This is a genomic window from Halomonas tibetensis (assembly GCF_042643535.1).
In the GTDB taxonomy this organism is placed as follows: domain Bacteria; phylum Pseudomonadota; class Gammaproteobacteria; order Pseudomonadales; family Halomonadaceae; genus Halomonas; species Halomonas tibetensis.
The window spans coordinates 37156-56936 of the sequence record NZ_JBHRSQ010000009.1 but is presented as its reverse complement, the minus strand read 5'-3'; the positions used below and the strand labels follow the sequence as shown (position 1 = coordinate 56936).

Genomic DNA, 19781 nt, shown 5'->3' with positions numbered 1-19781 from the left:
CGTTTTCCTCAGGTTGCGTCACGCCCGCTACCGTACCCGGCATAGGCGGACTCGGCTACAATGATGCCCCGTAATGTTCCCTTGCCAGGCAGGTTTAGCCGCCGATAAGACAACGGGAGTATCAAACAGCAACCGAAGCTCTGAGAGGACGCCATGCAGATCCAGCTCAATGGCGAGGCGCGGACCCTGGCGCCCGACCTCACGGTGGCCGCGCTGGTCGAGTCTCTGGGACTCGCCGGTCGCCGCATCGCCGTGGAGGTGAACGAAGAGATCGTGCCCCGCAGCGAGCATGCTGCGACCCCTCTGGTCGATGGCGACCGGGTCGAGGTCGTTCACGCCATCGGCGGCGGCTGAACGCCACCCACGCCCCCCAGCGAAGACAATCACAGAAGGCAAACCCGATGACAGACTTCTTTCAGGACCAGCCGCTGCGCATCGCCGGGCGCGAGTTCACCTCACGCCTGCTGGTCGGGACCGGCAAGTACAAGGACTTCGATGAGACCGCCGAAGCGATCGCCGCCTCCGGCGCCGAGGTGGTTACCTTCGCCGTGCGTCGAACCAACCTTGGACAGGATGCCGGCGAGCCGAACCTGCTCGACGCGGTGTCTCCGGAGCGCTATACCCTGCTGCCCAACACCGCCGGCTGCTACACCGCGAAGGATGCGGTGCGCACCTGCAAGCTGGCTCGGGAGCTGCTTGACGGCCACCGCCTGGTGAAGCTCGAGGTGCTGGGCGATGACTCGACCCTCTATCCCAACGTGGTAGAGACCCTGGCCGCCGCCGAGACGCTGATTGCCGATGGCTTCGACGTTATGGTCTACACCAGCGATGACCCCATCGTCGCCCGCGAACTGGAACGCCTGGGCTGCTGTGCCATCATGCCGCTGGGCTCGCTGATCGGCTCAGGACACGGCATCCAGAATCCCCACAATATTCGCCTGATCATCGAGCAGGCCAGCGTTCCGGTGCTGGTGGACGCCGGGATCGGTACCGCCTCCGATGCCGCTATGGCCATGGAGCTGGGTTGTGACGGCGTGTTGATGAACACGGCCATTGCCCATGCCCGCCAGCCTGTGCTGATGGCCAGCGCCATGAAGAAGGCCGTGGAGGCCGGCCGCGAGGCCTTCCTGGCCGGGCGCATGCCCCGCCGCCAGAGCGCCGATCCCTCCTCGCCCTTTGCCGGCCGTATCAACGGCTGAATATCGGCCTATCGATAGCGCGATAGGCCGACACAACAGTTCGACAAGACAGTTCGACAAGACAGTTCGACAAGACAGCTCGACACTGCAGCCTGAAACGTCAGCCCGATACCTGAGTCCAGAACGAGAGCACTTAACCTCCATGAGTGATCAATTCAGCGGTGATACCGCCATCACCGGGCTGGAAGGCCCGGACGCTCCCCTGCACCGCCGTGGCATCAAGAGCTATGTGCTGCGCGCCGGTCGCATGACCCAAGCTCAGACCCGTGGCCTCGAGGAGGTGTGGCCTCGGCTGGGCCTGACCCTGGCCGACGGCCGCCAGGATCTGGACGTCCTCTTCGGTCGCCATGCGCCACGGGTGGTGGAGATCGGCTTCGGGATGGGGGCTTCGCTGATCGAGCAGGCCGAGCGCCACCCGGACACCGACTTCATCGGCATCGAGGTGCACGCCCCGGGCGTTGGCAAGCTGCTCGACGAGGCCGACAAACGTGGGCTGAGCAATCTTCGCCTCTACCGCGAGGACGCCTTGGCGGTTCTTGAGCAATGCCTGCCCGAGGCCAGCCTAGATACCCTGCAACTTTTCTTTCCTGACCCCTGGCCGAAGAAGAAACACCACAAGCGGCGGATCGTGCAGCCGGCCTTTATTGAGCTGGTACGCACCCGGCTCAAGGTCGGCGGTACTTTCCATCTGGCCACTGACTGGGAAGCCTACGCCGAGTGGATGGCCGAGGTGATGGACGCCGCCCCCGGCTATGCCAACACCGCTGGACCCGAGACCGCTCCCTATGTTCTGCGGCCGGCGTTTCGTCCCCTGACCAAGTTCGAGGCCCGCGGCGAGAAGCTGGGCCACGGCGTTTGGGACCTGATCTACCGCCGCGTCGACTGATTTTCCACCGTCAACCACGATGCCTCTGCCTCGGTGGGGGCGTTGTCGTGTCCGCGAGCAACAAAAACAGCCGCCCTTGAAAGGGCGGCGGCAAGACCGTGACTAGCATTAATGAGAACGTTTTCTATTTAATGCGTGCGTCGGTCCGTGTTCAGCCTGCAAGCCTCAGCCAGAGGGGCAGGGTGGCCATGGCCAACAAGGTCTGGGCAGTGATCAGCGCCGCCATCATCTCGGCGTCGCCGCCCAACTGGCGAGCCAGAATATAGGCGGAGGTGGCAGTGGGCAGGGCGGCGAATAGCAGAACCACGTCGCGGCTTACCGGGTCGAGGCCCAGCGTGACGGCGAGTGCCAGGACGAGTGCCGGCATCAGCCCCAGCTTGATGAGGTTGGTGGCCCAAACGCCCCGGTCGAGGCGCAGCAGTGCTTCCGGGCGCAGCGCAACGCCCACCGCCACCAAGCCCAGCGGCAGGGCAGCGCGGCCGAGCAACTCTACCGTAGCTGCGCTCCAGCCTGGCAGGCCGATACCGCTGAGATTCAGTCCGATGCCGATCAGGCAGCCGAGGATTAGCGGGTTGCGCGCCAGGGCGGTGAGGCTCTTGCCGAGGCTGCCGGTACCGAGCGTTCCTGCGGCGATAAAGCTGGCGACGCAGAGCACGTTGACCACCGGTACCATCAGCGCCACTGCCACGGCGGCTACGGTGGCCCCCGGGGTGCCATGCAGGGCAGCGGCTCCGGCCACCCCTACGTAGGTGTTGAAGCGCAGGGCTCCCTGGAAGGCGGAGGTGAAGGCCGGAGGATCGAGGCCCAGCCAGCCGCGAAAGGCCCACAGCAGGGCCCCGAACAGGCCCATGGCGCCCAGTAGCGCCAAGGCCACTCGCCCCACCGGAACCTGGCTCACATCGGCGGTGGCCAGGGTTGACACCAGCATGGCGGGAAATAGCAGGAAATAGATCAGCCGCTCCAACTGAGGCCAGAAGTCGCCCCCTGGCTGGCGCAGCCGGCCCAGCACGGCGCCCAGCAGGATCAGCAGGAACAGTGGCCCCAGCGCATTTGCTATTCCTGTCATCGTGACCTCCTTGGTCGGGTTGCCCTGCGACATCCTTGCGCAGTCTGCCACAGGCAAATGCTGATAAGCTTAACGCGACATTTCCAATCGTGAGCATTTCCTCTCGTCACCATGCCGACACCTGCTTCCACCGACCCGGCTGTCTCTCGCCCCCCGATGCTCCGCCTTCTGGCCCTTTTTACTCTGGGCACCGTGGCCATGGCGCTCTGGTACCTGACCAGCTACAGTCTCCGCGGCGGTGACGACGTGCACTGGTTCCCGGAAGAGGCTGACTGCGAGCTGAGCAAGGGTGCCTGCCGCGCAGTGCTGGGCGAAGATGGTCGCCTGACGCTGGACCTGGGCGCACAAGGCGAGATTCGTGCCCTGGAAATCCTGTCGATGACGGTCGCCCTGGAGGGCGTCGAGGCCGAGTCGGTGGTGGTGGACTTCATCGGCCGTGACATGGACATGGGGCTACACCGATATCCGCTGACCCGGCAGGGCGATGGCACCTTCCGCGGTGAGGGGCAGGTCCCGATCTGTACCGAAACCGTGATGCCCTGGCGGGCCAGGGTAATCGTCACCAGCGGTGAACGCCGTCTTGGCAGTGGATTCAACTTCGAGGTGGAGAGAAGCCGATTATGAAACGACAGGGACTCTGGGCGGGTATCGCGCTGATTGTGCTGATGCTTGGCGTAGGTGGCTACGGCTGGTTCCAGCAGCAGCTCGGGGCCAGCGGCGGCGGCAATGCCCTGGCCGGCGGCCCCATCGAGCTGCCCTCGACCCGGGGTGATTTCTCCCTGGCCGAGCTCCAGGAGGATCAGCTGGCGGTAGTCTTCTTCGGCTACACCTACTGCCCCGACGTCTGCCCCATGAGCCTCGCCGTAGTGCGCCAGGCGCTGGCTGAGCTGGACGATACCGACCGTGGGAGAGTAGTGCCGCTGATGATTTCGGTGGACCCCGAGCGAGATACGCTTGAGCGCTTGGCGGAATACACCGGCTTTTTCGGCGATGCCTTCATCGGTGCGACCGGCAGCGAGGCACAGCTCAAGGAACTCGCCGAGCGCTACGGGGTGATCTGGCGGCGGGTTGAAACCCCGGAATCGGCCATGGCCTACACCATCGACCACAGCTCGTCTCTCTATCTGGTGGACCGTGAGGGTACCATCCTGCGGCGAGTGCTTTACTCGCCGGCGCCTCATGGACTGCTCTCCGCCCTCGGCGAGACGCTCTGACGGCGAGCCCTGGGGGGCTGTCTGCGCTTTATCTAACCGCCAGCCCTGCTTCAGTTCGAGTCCCGTACTTCCTGCAAACGATCCATCATGGCGATCAGCGCGCTGATCTGGGTACCCTCCCGGGTATCGTGTAGCGGATTGAGCTGCCAGGTACTCTCGGCGAACCCCCACCAGTCCCAGCATCCCTGGGGGTTGCCCAGGCTGGTCTCGGCCTGGGGATAGAGCACCACGCGGTCGTGGGCGGCCGCCCACTCGTTGAGGCCGCTGTGGTGCACGAAGGTGTCGCCGATCTGTTCAGCGCCCATGGCGCAACCGTGCAGCGCCACCGTCAGGCCGCAGCCGCCGGCGTCGCAAGCTGCGGGCACGAACAGATAGCCCGCCGCGTCCAGACCCTTAACGGCGAAGTCGCTCTGGTCGAAGTGCAGCAGGTCGCCGGCGAGCTTGTTGGCCTTGTTGGCCGTACCCGTGCCTGGGGGGGTGTCGTGGAGCCAGTCCATTGCCTCGCTGGCAATGTCCTTGTCGCAGGCCAGCATATGCGTGGCGCCGCCCTGTCGGCAGTCGCCTAGTTCCTCGGCCGTAAGTGGCGTCGTCTCTCGCTCGATGGGCCAGCCATGCCCGATGTTGTCGCTCTGCAAGAAGCTCAGCTGTGTCTCCGGATCCGCCAGCCAGTTGGCGAGTTGCTCGGCCAGGGCGGAACCCAGGGACGGGGCGACGGTCTTGTCCTCTCTGCCGTGCCAGACGAAGGCGCGCAGCCCGGCCAGGTTCTCGGCGCTGCCCACGCGCTCCAATTCACGGTAGTCGGCCAGGCGCTGCTCCAGCTCGTCTAGCTGGGGTGGGCCAAGCCGGGTGGTCATGCATTGGCCCAGGGCGCGGCCCAGGCTGCCCTGGGCGCAGGACCAGGGGCCGGCACCGAGCACGGCGAGGCCCTGAAAGCGCTCTGGCCAGGCCACTGCCAGCTGGGTGGCCATGTAACCACCGGAGGAGACGCCGATTACGCTGGTGTCGGTCTTTTCAAGCCCCAATCGGGGCAGGTCGGGAAGGCGATCGGCGGCAGCCGGGGAGGCGACAAAAACCGCCAACACAAGGCCGGCGGCGGGAAGGAGAGGTGAGATCATGGGGCTCAGTCGTTGATCACGTCGAGTAATTCGACATGAAAGATAAGGGTCTCGTGAGGGCCAATGGGTCCCTGGCCCTGAGCGCCATAGGCCAGCTCGGCGGGGATCACGATCTCCCAGTTGTCGCCGACGCTCATGAGCTGTAGCGCTTCCTGCCAGCCGTCGATCACCTGATCGACCCGGAAGCTCACCGGCTCGCCGCGCTCGAGGGAGCTGTCGAAGACGGTGCCATCGATCAGGGTGCCTTCGTAGTGAACCTTGACGCTATCATCGGGGCCGGGGGTAGCCCCGTCGCCAGTTTCCAGCACGCGATACTGCAGGCCTGAGGCGGTGACCTCGACGCCCTCCACCTCGGCGTTGGCGGCCAGGAAGGTCTCGCTCTCGGTGCGGTTGTTCTCTGCCCGCTGATCGGCTTCGGCCTGGCGAGCGGCCATCGCCTCCTGCTGGAAGTGCATCAGCGTCTCGGCCATCTCTTCATCGCTCATCGCCAGTTCGCCGCCGGCGAAGACATCCTGGATCGCCTGGGTGAAGGCGTCCATGTCCAGGTCGGGTACATCCTGATAGATGCTCTGACCCAGGGTCACGCCCAGACTGTAGCCGAGGCGGCCCTCGTCGGTCTCCGGTGCGGCCAGTGCCAGGGGCGCAGCGCCGAGCAGGGTAATCAGGGAAGCGGTAGTCAGCAGTCTCTTCATGAATGGGCCTTGAAGTTGGGCACGTTACGCCTTGATATGGAACTTGGCGCAGGTGCGAGATACGTGTGCGAAGGTCATGGGACTCCGCAGAGGCGGGCCGGTTCCGCACGGAGGCGATAATAAGCCGGCCCGGACCAAGGCATCATCCCATCGGGGTCAGACCACAAGGATGGGGCAGTGCGCGGAGCCGGCCACACGCTGGGCCACGCTGCCAAGCAGCAGGCTCTTGTCGCCGTTGGTGCCCTGAGAGCCGATCACGATCAGGTCACATTCACGCTTTCGAGCGAAGCGTACGATGATGCGTGACGGGCGTCCTCCCTTCACAAAGGCACGCATCTTTTCGGCCGGCACGCCCATCTCGATGGCCTGGCTCTTGGCATGCACGGCGATCTCGGTGGCGTACTCCTTGAGGGCGTCGTCGGGTATCTCAAGCTTGTCCGGGCGCACCATGGAGAGCGAGGCCTCCAGCAGGCTGTGGTGCTTGAAGACGCACAGGATGTAGAGCTCGGCGCCGGTCAGCAGCTGCAGGCCGACGCCCTTTTGCAGGGCCTTCAGCGCCCCCTTGGAACCGTCCACCGGGACCAGTATCCGGTTGAACATGGCGTGTCTCCCTAGAATTGATTGGGTCAGGGGTCAGGGGTCAGTGGATCAACGGAACGCCAGGTCGCGAAGGAACAGGGCGATCTGCGGGAACATGATGATCAGCGCAGCCGCCAGCACCAGCATGAAGATGAAGGGCGGGGTGCCGCGGATGACCTCCCAGTAGGGCCGCTTGAAGATGGCAATGGCGGTAAATATGTCACAGCCGAAGGGTGGCGTCGCCGAGCCTATCGCGACCTGCAAAGTGATCAGTACGCCAACATGGACCGGATCGAGGCCCGAGGCAGCAATGGCCGGTGCAAAGATCGGCGTCAGCACCAGGATTACCACGATGGGGTCTACGAACATACAGGCCACGAAAAAGGCAATGGAGATAGCGATGAGAACGCCTACTGGGCCGGCCTCATTGACGCCCACTGCGGCGAGTATTTCCTGGGGAATCTGGGCAAAGGAGATGATCCAGGAGAAACCGTTGCCGACGGCCACCAAGATGAAGACGACGGCGGTAATCAGGCCGGTAGACTTGGCGATGGCGTAGATGTGGTGCAGCTTCAGTGAGCGAAACACCACGAACTCGAGGAGCACCGCATAGAGCACGCAGGCAGCTGCGGCCTCGGTGGGGCTGAAGACACCTCCGTAGATGCCGCCGACGATCAGCACCGGGAAGCCCAACGGCCAGAGGGCATCCTTGACCGAGACGGCGCGCTCCTTCCAGGTGGACCTCGGCTCGGTAGGCACCTTGTTGATGGTGGCGTACAGGATGCAGTAGGCCGAGAACATGGCCAGAATTAGCAGGCCCGGGCCGATGCCGGCGATGAATAGTTCGCCGATGGAGGTGCCGGAGATGACGCCATAGATGATCATGCCGATGCTCGGCGGGATCAGGAAGGCGATGTCGCTGGAATTGATGATCAGCGCCAGGGTGAAGGGATCCTTGTAGCCCGCCTTGAGCATGCGCGGGCGAAGCGGAGAACCCACCGCCACCACAGTCGCCTGGGTGGAGCCTGAGACCGCGCCGAACAGGGTGCAGGAGGCGGCAGTGGAGACCGCAAGGCCGCCCTTGATGTGGCCGACAAAGGCCATGACCATGTTGATCAAGCGGTTTGCAGACTGCCCGCGAGTCATGATGTCGGCGGCCAGGATGAACATCGGCACGGCGATCAGCGCCGTGGGCCGAATACCGCCCATCATCTGTTGGATGAGGGTTTCCATCTGGCCGGTGCCGCCAAAGGTCATGTAGAACCCGACGAAGGCCGCCGTGACCAGGGGGATCATCATCGGGAACCCGAGCAGCAGGAGCACGATCATGATGGAGACGATGATGGTTGTCATGGGGGTGTGCCTCGCTCGGAATCAGACTTCCGTTTCCGTGTCCTTGTAGCCGTCCACCACGTGGGTCGAGAGGTAGACGTCATGTGAGGTCAGGTTCTTGATGGCGGTCAGCAGGTACTGAATGCCGGTGATGGCAAAGCCTATGGGGACCCAGATGTACATGATCCAGATCGGAATGCTCAGCGAGGGCAGCACACGTCCACGGCTATAGAGGGTGGAAATGTAGCCGATCGAGTAGTAGCAGAGCATGAACATCACCAGGGCGGTGAACAGGGAGATGATAATCATCATCCAGCGCCTGCCGCCGGTGGGCACAGCGTCATAGATGGCTGACATGCGGATATGGCGGCCATGACGCGCCGCATAGCCTATGCCGGCGAAGGTGATCATCACGATTAGGATTCGGTTGATCTCCTCGGAGAAGTGCAGACTCTCACCGAGGATGAAACGGCTCAACACATTGGCGATGGTGTTGACGGCCATGAGGATCACCCCCATGGCTAGAATCACTGCTTCCGCACGGCTGATCCAGGTGTCGATGGGCCCCAGCGGGCCAGGCAATGTCGAGCGGTAGTTCTTCTCGGCAATGTCGTCTTCGTTCATTTCCATGTCGGCGGGCTCCTGTCGATTCCCTACGCACGATTATCACAGTCGTTCTTCGAGAGTACGCCCTCAGGCCTCGTCATGCCGTTGAGACTTCAACGCTGGGTGGCCGTGATACCCCGAAAGAGGGTACCGAGACGGTAAAGGAAAAAGGGGCAGCCTGTCGGCCACCCCCTTGCATCAGCGGTGATGACGAGTTGATTGACAGATCAATCGTCGGCTCTAACGGCTTCTAGATCAGCGTGGAACTGCTCGATCAACTCGCGGCCACGCTCGCCGGTCATCTCGATGAACTCTTCTTCGACCTGGGGCGCACGGGCACGGAAGGCCTCGATCTGCTCCTCGGTGAGGCGAGTCACAGTAACCTCGTCAGAGGCCTCCTGGATCTTGGCCAGGGATTCTTCGGCCAGACCGGAGATGTGATCGATGATGATCTCGTAGGCGTGCTCGCTGGCGTCACGCACCAGCTGCTGCTCGTCTTCGGAGAGACCGTCGAAGAAGTTCTGGTTGGCCATCATGGCGGTGGTGAACCAGCCGTGGCCGGTGTAGACCAGGTGCGGAGAGACCTCGTAGAGACCGCCAGACTCAATCCAGAAGATCGGATTCTCCTGGCCCTGCAGGATGCCGGTCTGCAGGCCGCCGTAGACCTCGCCCCATGGCAGCGGTGTCGGGCTGGCACCGAAGGCCTGGTAGGTGGCGGAGAGCAGCGGGTTGGTCATGATACGGATGTTCTTGCCGCGCAGCTCTTCCGGGGTCGTGAAGGGCTCATCCAGAGTCACGATCATCTCGCCTTCCGGATACATCTTGAGAAGCTCCAGGCCCTGCTCGGCGTAGAGCTCAGGGAACATCTCGTTGATGGCTACGCTTGTGTTGAAAAACTCGATGACGGTCTCTTCATCGGTGGGCAGCAGGTAGGGAACGAAGAAAATTTGCGCCTCAGGAATCAGTGCGCCGGTGAAGCCTGGCGACTGGTTAACGAACTGCAGGATGCCGGCCTGGGTCTGCTCCATGATGTCATCGGACTCGCCCAGCTCGCCGAAGCGATAGACTTGGAGGGTATGATCGGAATTTTCCTCGATGTACTCCTTGAACGCCGTGGCAAAGACGTCCTGAACATCACCCTCGAACTCCTCGTGGGCGTAGCGCCAGTTGGCAGAATGGGCCGCCGCGGACATCCCGAAAAGCAGGGCGCCGACGGTAGCCGTGGTCATCAGTTTAGTTGCCTTCATTCTTGTAGTCCCCTTACCGGTTGGGTCGTCATGTTCTTGCGAAAATGACAGGCACGAAGCGGACCTGAAATCCGCACATGTACTTTCAGGCTAGCGTGGTGCCGGGGGAGGGTCAAGAGAGGCAATTAGCGTATGAAGCGTTGAAAGGTGGGTTTTTTTCTGCAAACCGAGGGCGTTTGCCAGCACCTTGTCGGCGCCCCTGACACTGGCTGATGGGGCCGGTGTCAGGGCCGCCGGTGAGGCCGTTAGGGCCAGGCGCTCGAGTCGGCAGAGGGTCTCCCGTTCGGCCTGAAGTTCCGCGTGCTTTAGCGTCTTGCGCAGTTCGGCGACCCCTGGCCGCACGCACGCTTCTTGTTTGAGTCGACGGCGCAGCCGGCGAAGTGGGGCGGTGACCTCGCGCTGCCAGCGGAGAGCGTCCACCAGCCCCTCTTCTGCGGTCGGCCCGGGCACGGCGCCATGGTAGAGAAGCCAGCAGCGCCACAGCAGCTCGCAGACATCGACACTGGCCTGATCCTGCAGTGCCAGGCAAGCCTGTTCGACTCCCTGTTGGCCATAGAATGCCAGGGCAAACTCCCAGAGAGGCTGCTGAGTCAGCCGAGCCCGCAGGATGGCCGTCATTTCGGTAGAATCATGGTTTGTATCCTAGGCTGTCGCCGGCATGGCGGCGGCTATCACGCACTGTCCGTGGAGCCCGCATGATCGCACTGCGCCAAGTTTCCCTGCAACGCGGTACCCAGGCCCTGCTGGAAGGGGCCGACCTGACCCTGCATGCCGGCCACAAGGCGGGCATCGTTGGTCCCAACGGCGCCGGCAAATCGAGCCTGTTCAAGCTGCTGCTGGGCGAGCTGGCCCCGGATCGTGGAGCAGTCGAAATGAGCGGCGGCCAGCGCATCGCCCATATGGCCCAGGAAGTGGAAGCGCTGGACCGGGCCATTATCGACTATGTACTGGACGGCGATCATGAGCTGCGCGAGACCGAGGCGGCTCTGACGGCCGCCCGGGAGTCTGATCACGCCCATCGGGAGGCGGAGCTGCACGGTGCCATCGAGGCCCTGGACGGCTACAGCGCGCCGGCTCGGGCGGCTCAGCTGCTGGTGGGTCTGGGCTTCACCCAGCAAGACCTGGTGCGTCCGCTGTCGGACTTCTCCGGCGGCTGGCGGATGCGCGTCAACCTGGCGCGCACCCTGTTTATGCCCTCGGACGTGCTGCTGCTTGACGAGCCCACCAACCACCTGGACCTTGACGCCCTGCTGTGGCTCGAGCAGTGGCTGATGCGCTACCCCGGCACCCTGCTGCTGATCTCCCACGATCGCGATTTCCTCGACGCGGTGTGTGATCACATCGTGCATTTCGACCGCCAGATGCTGGTCATCTATCGGGGGAATTATTCGACCTTCGAGCGTACTCGGGCCGAGAAGCTGGCCCTGCAGCAGGCCGAGGCGGTCAAGCAGCAGGCACGGCGCGAGGAGATCGAACGCTTCGTGGCCCGCTTCCGCTATCAGGCCAACAAGGCACGCCAGGCCCAGAGCCGCCTGAAGATGCTGGAGCGGATGGGCGACATCGCCATGGCCCACGCCGATTCTCCCTTCCACTTCAGCATTCCCGCGGCGGACAAGACGTCTCATCCTCTGCTGGTGCTGGACGAGGCTCGGCTGGGCTATCGCGATGCCGCGGGAAACGAGACGGCACAACTTGATAACGTGAAGCTGACGCTGCTGCCCGGACAGCGAATCGGGCTGCTCGGCCCCAACGGGGCCGGCAAGTCGACCCTGATCAAGTCGCTCACCGGCGAGCTGGCCCTGTTGGCCGGCAAGCGGGTGCCCGGCGAACACCTGGCGATCGGCTATTTTGCCCAGCACCAGTTAGAAGGGTTGGATCTGGCCTCGACCCCTTTCATGCACGTGCAGCGGCTTTCACCCACGGCCGCGGATCTGGATATCCGCAAGTTCCTGGGGGGCTTCGGCTTCCAGGGTGACGACGCCTTCGGCCAGGTGGGTCGCTTCTCCGGCGGCGAAAAGGCGCGGCTGGCCCTTGCCCTGGTGGCCTGGCAAAAGCCCAACCTGCTGCTGCTTGACGAGCCCACCAACCACCTGGACCTGGAGATGCGCGAGGCGCTTACCGAGGCGCTGGCGGCCTTCGAGGGCACGGTGATCATCGTCTCCCACGACCGTCATCTGCTGCGCGCTACCGTGGACGAGTTCTGGCGCGTCGCCGACCACCGGGTCGAGCCCTTCGATGGTGATCTCGAAGACTACCGTGCTTGGCTCAAGGCGCGGCTCGAAGGTGAGCGCCGCGAGGCCAGAGTCGAAAAGGGCGAGCGTCAGGCGGATAGCGCCGCCCCCAAGGAGGATCGCAAGGCGAACCGGCGCGCCGCTGCCGAGCTGCGCGAGAAGCTGCGTCCGCTGAAAAAGAGTCGCGACCGCGCCGAGCAGGCCATGGAGAAGGTCCAGGCGGAGCTGGCCAAGGTGGAAGAAGCCCTGGGCGACGCCGAGCTCTACACCGACGCCGGGCGCAAGGAAGAGCTGACCGCCACGCTGGCTCGTCAGGGCGAGCTCAAGTCACGCCTGGACAGTCTAGAGGCCGAGTGGTTGGCTGCCGAAGAGGAACTGGAGGCCATGGAAGCCGAACTTAGTGGAGGCTGACGACATCTGCGGGAAGTCCCGCCGGGTGGTGCTTGACCGTTGGCCTGGACCGGTGTCTTCAGCTCTCCAGCAGAAAGGTTACCGGGCCATCGTTGACCAGCGAGACTTCCATATTGGCGGCAAACTCGCCGGACTCCGTCTTGGGCCAGGCCGCCTCCGCCTGCTCCAGCAGATAGTGGAAAAGTCGGTGGCCTTCATCTGGCGGGGCGGCGCTGGAAAAACTGGGCCGTAGCCCCTTGCGAGTATCTGCCGCCAGGGTGAACTGGGAGGCCAGCAGCAGACCGCCGTCGACCTGCTGCAGATCAAGGTTCATCTTGTCGTCATCGTCGCCGAACACCCGATAGTGCAGCAGCTTGTGCACCATGCGGTTGGCTGCGGCTTCGTCGTCGCCCTTCTCAACGCCGACCAGCGCCAGCAAGCCGTGGCCAATAGCGCCCACGGTTCTGCCTTCTACGGCGACGCTTGCCCGGGTGACCCGTTGAATCAATGCCTTCATCGTCGACCTCTTTTCTGCCCCGTTTCCGCCGCTACCCCAAGACGTCTCATACGCAGGGTGCATTCAAGCAGTTGAATTCAAAAAGTTGAATGTGATGGCCAATCTAGCACGCTCCGGTTCAGAGGCGGCCCAGAAGGGCGTCGCGGAAATCGTTCCGCAAGGGGTTGTCACCGAGCCAGATGCCAAAGAGTGCACTAGCGAGGGCGGGGTCGTCACCGCGATAGAGCCCCTCGCCATTAAGGGCCAGAAACAGGGCGTCTCCGTCCCAGGTCATGGCATAGCGGTCACCGGGTTTGACGCTGCGATAGGCCCGATTAAAGGCGTTAAGGCCGGGCAGCAGGTCGCGATAGGTCGACTCGCCCAGGCGTTCACGCACGCTATCGCGGGTGGCAGCGGCAAAGTCGTCCGCCTCAATGGCGTGGAAGTACTCGAGCTCCAGCCGGCGCGGCACAGCTGACAGCGGTGCCGGCTCTGGCCGGTTATCGGCCTGGTAGTAGGCGCCCGCATAGGCGGTCCAGATCATGTAGCGAAACAGGCCGTGGCCGATCAGCCGGTAGGTCTGGCCGGCTTCTTCCAGTTCGGTGGCAAACGTCGCACCTTTGACCTCCACTGTCTCTGTGGCATCGGCTCTTATCGGCAAACAGGCTATCAGCAGAGCGAGCAACAGGGCGGGCAGAAAGGTAGGAGTATCATCAGGCCGAGCAGGGTGAATAGGTCGTTGCACGAGGAGTCTCCGACGGATGTGACGACAGTCTAGTAGGGACCTTGCCGTCGCAAAGAGGTTCTGTACCGACTCCCAGGATGTTTCGCCACCCCTGCGAGGGATAATGCATCGGAATGGCGCTACCACCAGGCGTGAAAGTGGTGCACTGGACCGCCTCCCTGACCCACGTCAAGGCGCCGGCTCGCGGTCAGCGCTGCGCCAAGCCACTGCTTGGCACTCGCCACCGCCTCAGGCAGCGAGTCACCCTGAGCCAGGTGCGCGGTGATGGCAGAGGAGAGGGTGCAGCCGGTGCCGTGCAGGTTGGTGGTATCGACCCGGGCACCTTCGACCCAGACGGCGGCGTCGGCGCTAATCAACAGGTCGGGACACTCCTCGCCGCTCAGGTGTCCGCCCTTGAGCAGTGCGCCACCGGCGCCCAACGCACGCAGCGCCGGTGCCATGGCCAGCATCTCACCCCGGGTGGTGGGAGCCGGCAGATCCAACAGCACCGCGGCTTCGGGCAGGTTGGGGGTGATCAGGTCGGCCAGCGGGACCAGGACCTCGCGCACCGCGCGGATGCCGGCGTCATCCACCAGGATATCGCCGCTCTTGGCCACCATTACCGGGTCGAGCACTACCCAGCGCGGGCGGCGGCGTGTCAGCGCCTCGCGAATCACTTCGGCTACCTCCAGGCTCGCCACCATTCCGATCTTGACCGCGTCGATGCGTACGTCGTCCAGCAGGGTGTCGAGCTGGGCCGCTATGAAGTCGGCCGGCACCGGGTGTACGCCGTTGACGCCACGGGTGTTCTGGGCGGTCAGGGCTGTGATCACGCTGGTACCATAAGCGCCCAGCGCTGAGAAAGTCTTGAGGTCGGCCTGGATGCCGGCGCCGCCACTGGGGTCGGAGCCGGCGATGGTCAGCACGTTGGGAACCCAGTGCTTGGGAATCGAGGATGAGTCGGTCATGCGGTCACCTGATATGAAAAGAGCATGCTGAGCCTGTTTGCGGTGGCTCTGGTCAGCGCCACTCTGCTGCCCGGCGGTTCGGAGGTGTGGCTGGCCCGGCTGTGGTGCCTGGGTGAGCCGGCCCTGGTGCTGTGGGCGGTGGCCACCGCCGGCAATACGCTGGGCAGCCTGATCAATGTCTGGATGGGCCGATACGCGCGCCGCTTCCAGGATCGCCGCTGGTTTCCCGCTTCGCCGGCGGGGTTGGCGCGTGCCGAGCGGTGGTACCTTCGTTTCGGCGAATGGAGCCTGCTGGCCTCCTGGGCGCCTGTGGTGGGCGACCCGCTTACCGTGCTGGCTGGCATCTTCCGGCTACCCTGGTGGCGGGCGGTCCTGCTGATCACTCTGGCCAAGTCGACGCGCTATGCCGTGGTACTTCTCCTGGCCCAGCAGTGGCTCGCCCCTCTGTGCCAATAGCCTTCCGCCAGGGCGCTACAGCACCGAGGGCAGCCAGGTGGCCAGCGCCGGAAAGAGCGCCAGCGCCAGCAACATGCAGAGCTGCAGGGCGATGAAGGGGATCACCCCTCGGTAGATCGCCGAGGTGGGCACGGATTCCGGCGTTACCCCGCGCAGATAAAAGAGCGCGAAGCCGAAGGGTGGCGTTAAAAAAGAAGTCTGCAGGTTTACGGCGATCATGATGCCCAGCCAGATCGGGTCGACGCCCATGGCCAGCAGTACCGGGCCGACGATAGGCACCACCACGAAGGTGATCTCGATGAAGTCGAGGATAAAACCCAGCAGGAAGATCACCAGCATCACCACCAGAGTGGCCCCCATCACCCCACCGGGCAGCGCCTCGAACAGCTCGACGACCAGCTCTTCGCCCCCGAAGGCGCGGAACACCAGCGAGAAAAGCGCCGCGCCGATCAGGATCAGGAACACCATGCTGGTGACCTGGGTGGTGGACTGCACTACCTCGCGCAGGATCGGCAGGGTCAGCCGCCGGTTGGCCAGGGCCAGCATGAAGGCGCCGAAGGCGCCCACCGCCGAGGCCTCGGTGGGCGTGGCGAAGCCGCCGAGAATCGACCCCAGCACGGCGACGATCAGCAGTACCGGCGGCAGCAATCCCTTGAGCAGCAGCGGCCAGATGCTGCCGGTATGGCCCAGCTCCGTCATCAGGGAGTCTCGGTCGGCCGCAGGTGCGGTCTCGGGCTTCAGCCAGGCGGTGATCAACAGGTAGATAATATAGGCCACTACCAGCAGCAGGCCGGGCACCAGGGCCCCGATGAACAGATCGCCCACCGAGAGGGTGCGTGGGCTCCAGATCCCCATGGCCAGCTGGGCCTGCTGATAGGCGTTATTGAGCACATCGCCCAGCAGCACAAGCGCAATGGAGGGGGGAATGATCTGGCCCAGTGTGCCGGTGGCGCAGATAGTGCCAGTGGCCAGGGAGGGCGAGTAGCCGCGTTTGATCATGGTGGGCAGCGAGAGCAGCCCCATGGTCACCACGGTGGCGCCAACGATGCCTGTGGAGGCAGCCAGCAGCATGCCCACCAGCACCACGGCGATGCCCAGGCCGCCGCGCAGGGCGCCGAAGGCCAACGACATCGCATCGAGCAGCGTTTCGGCGATGCGCGACTTTTCCAGCAGTACCCCCATCAGCACGAACAGCGGCACCGCCAGCAGCGTCTGGTTGTTCATGATGCCGTAGAGGCGGTTGGGCATGGCGCTCATATAGGTCGTCTCGAAAGGCACCGGCACGCCCAGCTGCATCAGGACATAGCCAAGCCCGGCGAAGATCAGCGCGGTGCCCGCCAGCGACAGCGCCACCGGATAGCCCAGCATCAGAACGCTACATACCGCAGCGAACATCACCAGCGGCATGAACTCGAGGAGAGTGGCCAGCATTACACAAGCTCCTCGTGGTCAGGCGACTTGCCGGGCAATCGGTGGCGGATGACCAGGACCTGACGGATCAGCTGAGCGATGCCCTGTACCAGCAGCAGCACCATCATTATCAGGATCAGGCTCTTGAGCAGAAAGACACCCGGAATGCCGCCGTCCGGTGAGCGCTCCATGATCGCCCAGCTGCTGCGCACATAGCCGTAGCTGCCGATGCCGATGAACAGCACCACCGGGATCAACAGGAAGAGGGTGCCGCAGAGATCGATCCAGGCGCGCCCCCGGGCGGAAAGCCGTCGGTAGAAGATGTCCACGCGCACATGACCGTCGCGGCGCAGGGTCCAGGCCGCGCCGAGCATGAACACGGCAGCATGCATGTACATCACCGATTCCTGCATCACGGTATTGTGGATATTGAACACATAGCGCATGACCACGATGGCGAATTGCACCGCCATCATGATGATGACGAGCCAGGCAACACTTCGGCCGATGCGGTCGGTGAAGGCGTCCAGGCTGCGCAGCAGGGCCGGTTCGCGGGCGGAGGGTGTCATGATAGGTCTCGCGCGGAAGCGGAAAAGACGCGCATCATCGCCGATTAGACGACGATCGTCATCCCCGGATCTCAACCCTTTGGCCGAACATTGCGTCTCAGCCGTGCTCGACCTTGCGTCGTACGGCCAACGTCTGGAGGCAAGCCGCCGGCAGTTGGACATCCACGGCGATCGGCAGGTGGTCGGAGAAAAGGTGGTCCAGCACCCGTACGTCAGCGGCCTGGAGTGAGTTCGACAGCAGAATATGGTCCAGGGCGCGGCGCGGCTGCCAGGAGGGATAGCTGAGCGGTGGCCGGACCGGATGCAGCGGTAAGGAGGCGCAGAAGCGGTGGTGGCCGTGTAGCTGTTCCGGCGTGCAGTTGAGGTCGCCCATCACCACCACATGGCGAAGCGGCTGGATGATCTCGGAGAGATAGTCGAGCTGGCGGACCCGACCACGATGACTGAGCGCCAGATGGGCCACGAATAGATGCAGGGCATCGGGTCCTTCACCAAAGCGAGCATGGATGGCGCCACGCCCGGGCAGGGTACCTGGCAGGCGATACTCCTCGATCCGACTGGGAGTCAGACGCGACAGCAGCCCGTTGCTGTGCTGGGCGATTCGGCCCAGGTTGCGGTTGAGCTGCTGGAAGTGGTGGGGAAAGCCGCCACGGCTGGCAAGGTATTCCACCTGGTTGACGTTGCTGGAGCGGAAACTGCCACCGTCGGCCTCCTGGAGGCCGACGATGTCGAAGCGGCCGAGCACCTCGCTGACCATATCCAGGCGCCGCTGGCGCTTGGGATGGGGTAGCAGATGTTGCCAGCTCCGGGTCAGATAGTGATGATAGGCCGAGGTCTGAATGCCCACCTGCATGTTAAAGGTGAGCAGCTTCAGATGGCCTCCCTCCAGGGGCGGCGTTCTTGCCTCGGCGAGATGGGACATGTCAGCTGTCACTGCGCTCTTCGCGCACCTTCTCGATCAGTGCATCGGCGATCTGGGGCATGTTGGAGAGGCTGCCGGCGCTGGTGGGGGTGATCAGATAGCGTCCATCGATGATAAGCGCGGGTACGCTCATCAGTCGCATGGCACGTAGCCGAGCGTGGGCCTGATTGACACTGCTCTTCACCGCGAAAGAGCTCAGCGCCTGGCGGGCCTCTTCGACGTCGACCCCGTAGTCGCTGAAGAAGTCAGCCACGTCGTCGACCTCGGTGAGGCGACGGTTCTGCTGATGGATGGCGTCGAAGAAATCGGCGTGGACCGCCTCGACGATGCCTAGCTCTTCAGCGGCGTAGAAGGCCGCAGCGTGCTTGTTCCAGTCGCCACCCATGGTGCCCGGCAGGTGCACTACGCTGACGTCTTCATCCAGCGTCTCATACCAGGCCGTGACGTGTTCCTGCAGATTGTAGCAGTGCGGGCAGCCATACCAGAACGCCTCGGTGACCTCAATCTGTCCTTCGTCAACGCGGGTCTCGACGGGCTGGGGCAGGACCTCGTAGTGCTGTCCCTCGACCAGCGGCGAAGCGGTGGCCAGGCTCGACAAGCCGAGGCCGGCGAGGGCGAACATCAGTGGCTTTAGCATCAGAAATTCTCTCCTTGGTGGGTCCGGCCCGGGCCGGCGTCGCTGCCTTTGAGCATTTGCTGCGTCGAGGGTTCCATAACGGAGACGGCGGAGTCGGTAAAAACACGACCAGGGCGGCCCGAAGGCTGCCCTGTCACGCTGAGCGTGGCATCTCCACTTGACTCAGTCGGTGAGAACCGACCCGATGCAAACCGACTCAGTGCAAGCCAAGCACGTAGTTGGCGACGGCTTCCATGTCGTCATCGCTCATCTTGGCAGCGATGTCGCGCATGATGTTGGCCGGATCGTTGGCGCGTTCGCCGGCGGCAAAGTCCTGCAGGGTGGAGAGGCTATATTCCGCGTACTGGCCTGAAAGCGCCGGGTAAACGGCGCTGCCGATCCCTTCCCCTGTGGGGGTGTGACAGGCAGCGCAGGCCGGAATGCCTCTCGCCATGTCGCCGGCCCGATAGAGCTCCTCACCACGCTCCAGCAGAGCGTTATCGGGGTCTACTTGGCCCAGATTAGCCTCCTGCTGGGCGAAGTACTTGGCCACGTCCCAAGCATCCTGATCCGAAAAGTTGTCCACTTGGCCAGCCATCTGGGCGACCACGCGCCGGCCGTCACGAATGTCCATGATCTGTTTGGCGGTGTAAGACATCTGCTGGCCGGCGAGATGCGGGAAGGCCGAGGCCGGGCTGATGCCCACCTGGCCGTGACAGGCGGCGCAGCTTTGCGCCTTCTCACGACCCGCTGCCGCATCGGCGTCAGACTCAAGGTCGGCGTGGGCGGCGCCGACGGCGCCCATGGTAATTGCCAGGCTTGCCAGTAACTTTCTCATCGCTAATCCACTATGCCGTTACGTTGTTGACCGGTACGTACCCTGGGTGCCGCCCGGTTCGCGAGAAGAACCAGAGTCGAGCCATCCTGATGCTCTAGACCTGCTGGTTCGCGGACGTCGAGGGCGCGGTGGTACACTAGCTTGCCCCGGGTCGCAGACAAAAGACACTGTACTATACCGAATCACCCCGGCGGCGGGAATGCAAGCCGCGCCCCGTCTCTCTTC

23 protein-coding genes are annotated in these 19781 nt (G+C 63.8%); 7 read left to right on the top strand and 16 right to left on the bottom strand.

What is annotated here, in order from left to right:
- The first annotated feature begins 153 nt into the window (after nt 1-153).
- From thiS to trmB, 3 genes are all read left to right on the top strand, one after another.
- Nucleotides 154-354 carry a sulfur carrier protein ThiS gene (thiS, locus tag ACFODV_RS06530; protein WP_379756485.1) on the top strand — a complete coding sequence of 67 codons (201 nt, stop codon included), beginning with the start codon at nt 154-156 and terminating at the stop codon, nt 352-354.
- Nucleotides 355-401: 47 nt separating this feature from the next.
- Entirely contained in the window at nt 402-1199 is a 798-nt protein-coding gene (locus ACFODV_RS06525) for a thiazole synthase (protein ID WP_379756482.1), read from the top strand.
- A gap of 142 nt (nt 1200-1341) precedes the next feature.
- On the top strand, nt 1342-2085 hold the full coding sequence (trmB, locus tag ACFODV_RS06520) for a tRNA (guanosine(46)-N7)-methyltransferase TrmB (RefSeq protein WP_379756479.1): 744 nt from the start codon (nt 1342-1344) through the stop codon (nt 2083-2085).
- Between the two features lie 151 nt (nt 2086-2236).
- Here the strand turns inward: trmB and ACFODV_RS06515 are convergent, their stop codons facing one another.
- Nucleotides 2237-3151, bottom strand: coding sequence for an AEC family transporter (locus ACFODV_RS06515; protein WP_379756476.1), 915 nt, complete (start codon nt 3149-3151; stop codon nt 2237-2239).
- Nucleotides 3152-3307: 156 nt separating this feature from the next.
- On the opposite strand from ACFODV_RS06515, the gene ACFODV_RS06510 reads away from it, so the two are divergent.
- Entirely contained in the window at nt 3308-3775 is a 468-nt protein-coding gene (locus tag ACFODV_RS06510; RefSeq protein WP_379756473.1) for a hypothetical protein, read from the top strand.
- On the top strand, nt 3772-4365 hold the full coding sequence (locus tag ACFODV_RS06505; RefSeq protein ID WP_379756470.1) for an SCO family protein: 594 nt from the start codon (nt 3772-3774) through the stop codon (nt 4363-4365). The genes ACFODV_RS06510 and ACFODV_RS06505 overlap by 4 nt, the downstream gene beginning before the upstream one ends.
- A gap of 50 nt (nt 4366-4415) precedes the next feature.
- Here ACFODV_RS06505 and ACFODV_RS06500 read toward each other — a convergent pair whose 3' ends face one another.
- From ACFODV_RS06500 to ACFODV_RS06470, 7 genes are all read right to left on the bottom strand, one after another.
- Nucleotides 4416-5480 carry a poly(3-hydroxybutyrate) depolymerase gene (locus tag ACFODV_RS06500; RefSeq protein WP_379756467.1) on the bottom strand — a complete coding sequence of 355 codons (1065 nt, stop codon included), beginning with the start codon at nt 5478-5480 and terminating at the stop codon, nt 4416-4418.
- Nucleotides 5481-5485: 5 nt separating this feature from the next.
- Nucleotides 5486-6172, bottom strand: coding sequence for an FKBP-type peptidyl-prolyl cis-trans isomerase (locus ACFODV_RS06495; protein ID WP_379756464.1), 687 nt, complete (start codon nt 6170-6172; stop codon nt 5486-5488).
- 156 nt (nt 6173-6328) lie between these two features.
- Nucleotides 6329-6772: a universal stress protein gene (locus ACFODV_RS06490; RefSeq protein ID WP_379756461.1), complete on the bottom strand. Its 444-nt coding sequence runs from the start codon at nt 6770-6772 to the stop codon at nt 6329-6331.
- A gap of 48 nt (nt 6773-6820) precedes the next feature.
- Nucleotides 6821-8104, bottom strand: coding sequence for a TRAP transporter large permease (locus ACFODV_RS06485; protein ID WP_379756458.1), 1284 nt, complete (start codon nt 8102-8104; stop codon nt 6821-6823).
- 21 nt (nt 8105-8125) lie between these two features.
- Nucleotides 8126-8713, bottom strand: coding sequence for a TRAP transporter small permease (locus tag ACFODV_RS06480; protein ID WP_379756455.1), 588 nt, complete (start codon nt 8711-8713; stop codon nt 8126-8128).
- Between the two features lie 203 nt (nt 8714-8916).
- Nucleotides 8917-9936 carry a TRAP transporter substrate-binding protein gene (locus tag ACFODV_RS06475; protein ID WP_379756452.1) on the bottom strand — a complete coding sequence of 340 codons (1020 nt, stop codon included), beginning with the start codon at nt 9934-9936 and terminating at the stop codon, nt 8917-8919.
- Nucleotides 9937-10026: 90 nt separating this feature from the next.
- The gene (locus ACFODV_RS06470; RefSeq protein ID WP_379756449.1) at nt 10027-10554 is read right to left on the bottom strand and encodes a TIGR02444 family protein; all 528 of its coding nucleotides are present in this window, start codon (nt 10552-10554) and stop codon (nt 10027-10029) included.
- Between the two features lie 77 nt (nt 10555-10631).
- Between ACFODV_RS06470 and ACFODV_RS06465 the strand changes: the two genes are divergently transcribed.
- Complete coding sequence (locus ACFODV_RS06465; RefSeq protein WP_379756446.1) at nt 10632-12578, top strand: ABC-F family ATP-binding cassette domain-containing protein; 1947 nt, start codon at nt 10632-10634, stop codon at nt 12576-12578.
- A gap of 58 nt (nt 12579-12636) precedes the next feature.
- Here ACFODV_RS06465 and dtd read toward each other — a convergent pair whose 3' ends face one another.
- The 3 genes from dtd to thiD form a co-directional block, all read right to left on the bottom strand.
- The gene (gene dtd, locus ACFODV_RS06460) at nt 12637-13074 is read right to left on the bottom strand and encodes a D-aminoacyl-tRNA deacylase (RefSeq protein WP_379756443.1); all 438 of its coding nucleotides are present in this window, start codon (nt 13072-13074) and stop codon (nt 12637-12639) included.
- A gap of 118 nt (nt 13075-13192) precedes the next feature.
- Entirely contained in the window at nt 13193-13798 is a 606-nt protein-coding gene (locus ACFODV_RS06455) for a chalcone isomerase family protein (RefSeq protein WP_379756440.1), read from the bottom strand.
- A gap of 119 nt (nt 13799-13917) precedes the next feature.
- On the bottom strand, nt 13918-14745 hold the full coding sequence (gene thiD, locus ACFODV_RS06450; protein WP_379756437.1) for a bifunctional hydroxymethylpyrimidine kinase/phosphomethylpyrimidine kinase: 828 nt from the start codon (nt 14743-14745) through the stop codon (nt 13918-13920).
- 24 nt (nt 14746-14769) lie between these two features.
- Here thiD and ACFODV_RS06445 point away from each other — a divergent pair, with 24 nt between their 5' ends.
- Entirely contained in the window at nt 14770-15201 is a 432-nt protein-coding gene (locus tag ACFODV_RS06445) for a YqaA family protein (protein ID WP_379756434.1), read from the top strand.
- Nucleotides 15202-15216: 15 nt separating this feature from the next.
- On the opposite strand, the gene ACFODV_RS06440 is transcribed toward ACFODV_RS06445, so the two are convergent.
- From ACFODV_RS06440 to ACFODV_RS06420, 5 genes are all read right to left on the bottom strand, one after another.
- Nucleotides 15217-16632, bottom strand: coding sequence for a TRAP transporter large permease (locus ACFODV_RS06440; RefSeq protein ID WP_379756431.1), 1416 nt, complete (start codon nt 16630-16632; stop codon nt 15217-15219).
- Entirely contained in the window at nt 16632-17180 is a 549-nt protein-coding gene (locus tag ACFODV_RS06435; protein ID WP_379756428.1) for a TRAP transporter small permease subunit, read from the bottom strand. The genes ACFODV_RS06440 and ACFODV_RS06435 overlap by 1 nt, the downstream gene beginning before the upstream one ends.
- Nucleotides 17181-17277: 97 nt before the next feature.
- Entirely contained in the window at nt 17278-18102 is an 825-nt protein-coding gene (locus ACFODV_RS06430) for an endonuclease/exonuclease/phosphatase family protein (protein ID WP_379756425.1), read from the bottom strand.
- A gap of 1 nt (nt 18103) precedes the next feature.
- Complete coding sequence (locus ACFODV_RS06425) at nt 18104-18739, bottom strand: thiol:disulfide interchange protein DsbA/DsbL (protein WP_379756422.1); 636 nt, start codon at nt 18737-18739, stop codon at nt 18104-18106.
- Between the two features lie 196 nt (nt 18740-18935).
- On the bottom strand, nt 18936-19556 hold the full coding sequence (locus ACFODV_RS06420; protein ID WP_379756419.1) for a c-type cytochrome: 621 nt from the start codon (nt 19554-19556) through the stop codon (nt 18936-18938).
- Between the last annotated feature and the right edge of the window lie 225 nt (nt 19557-19781).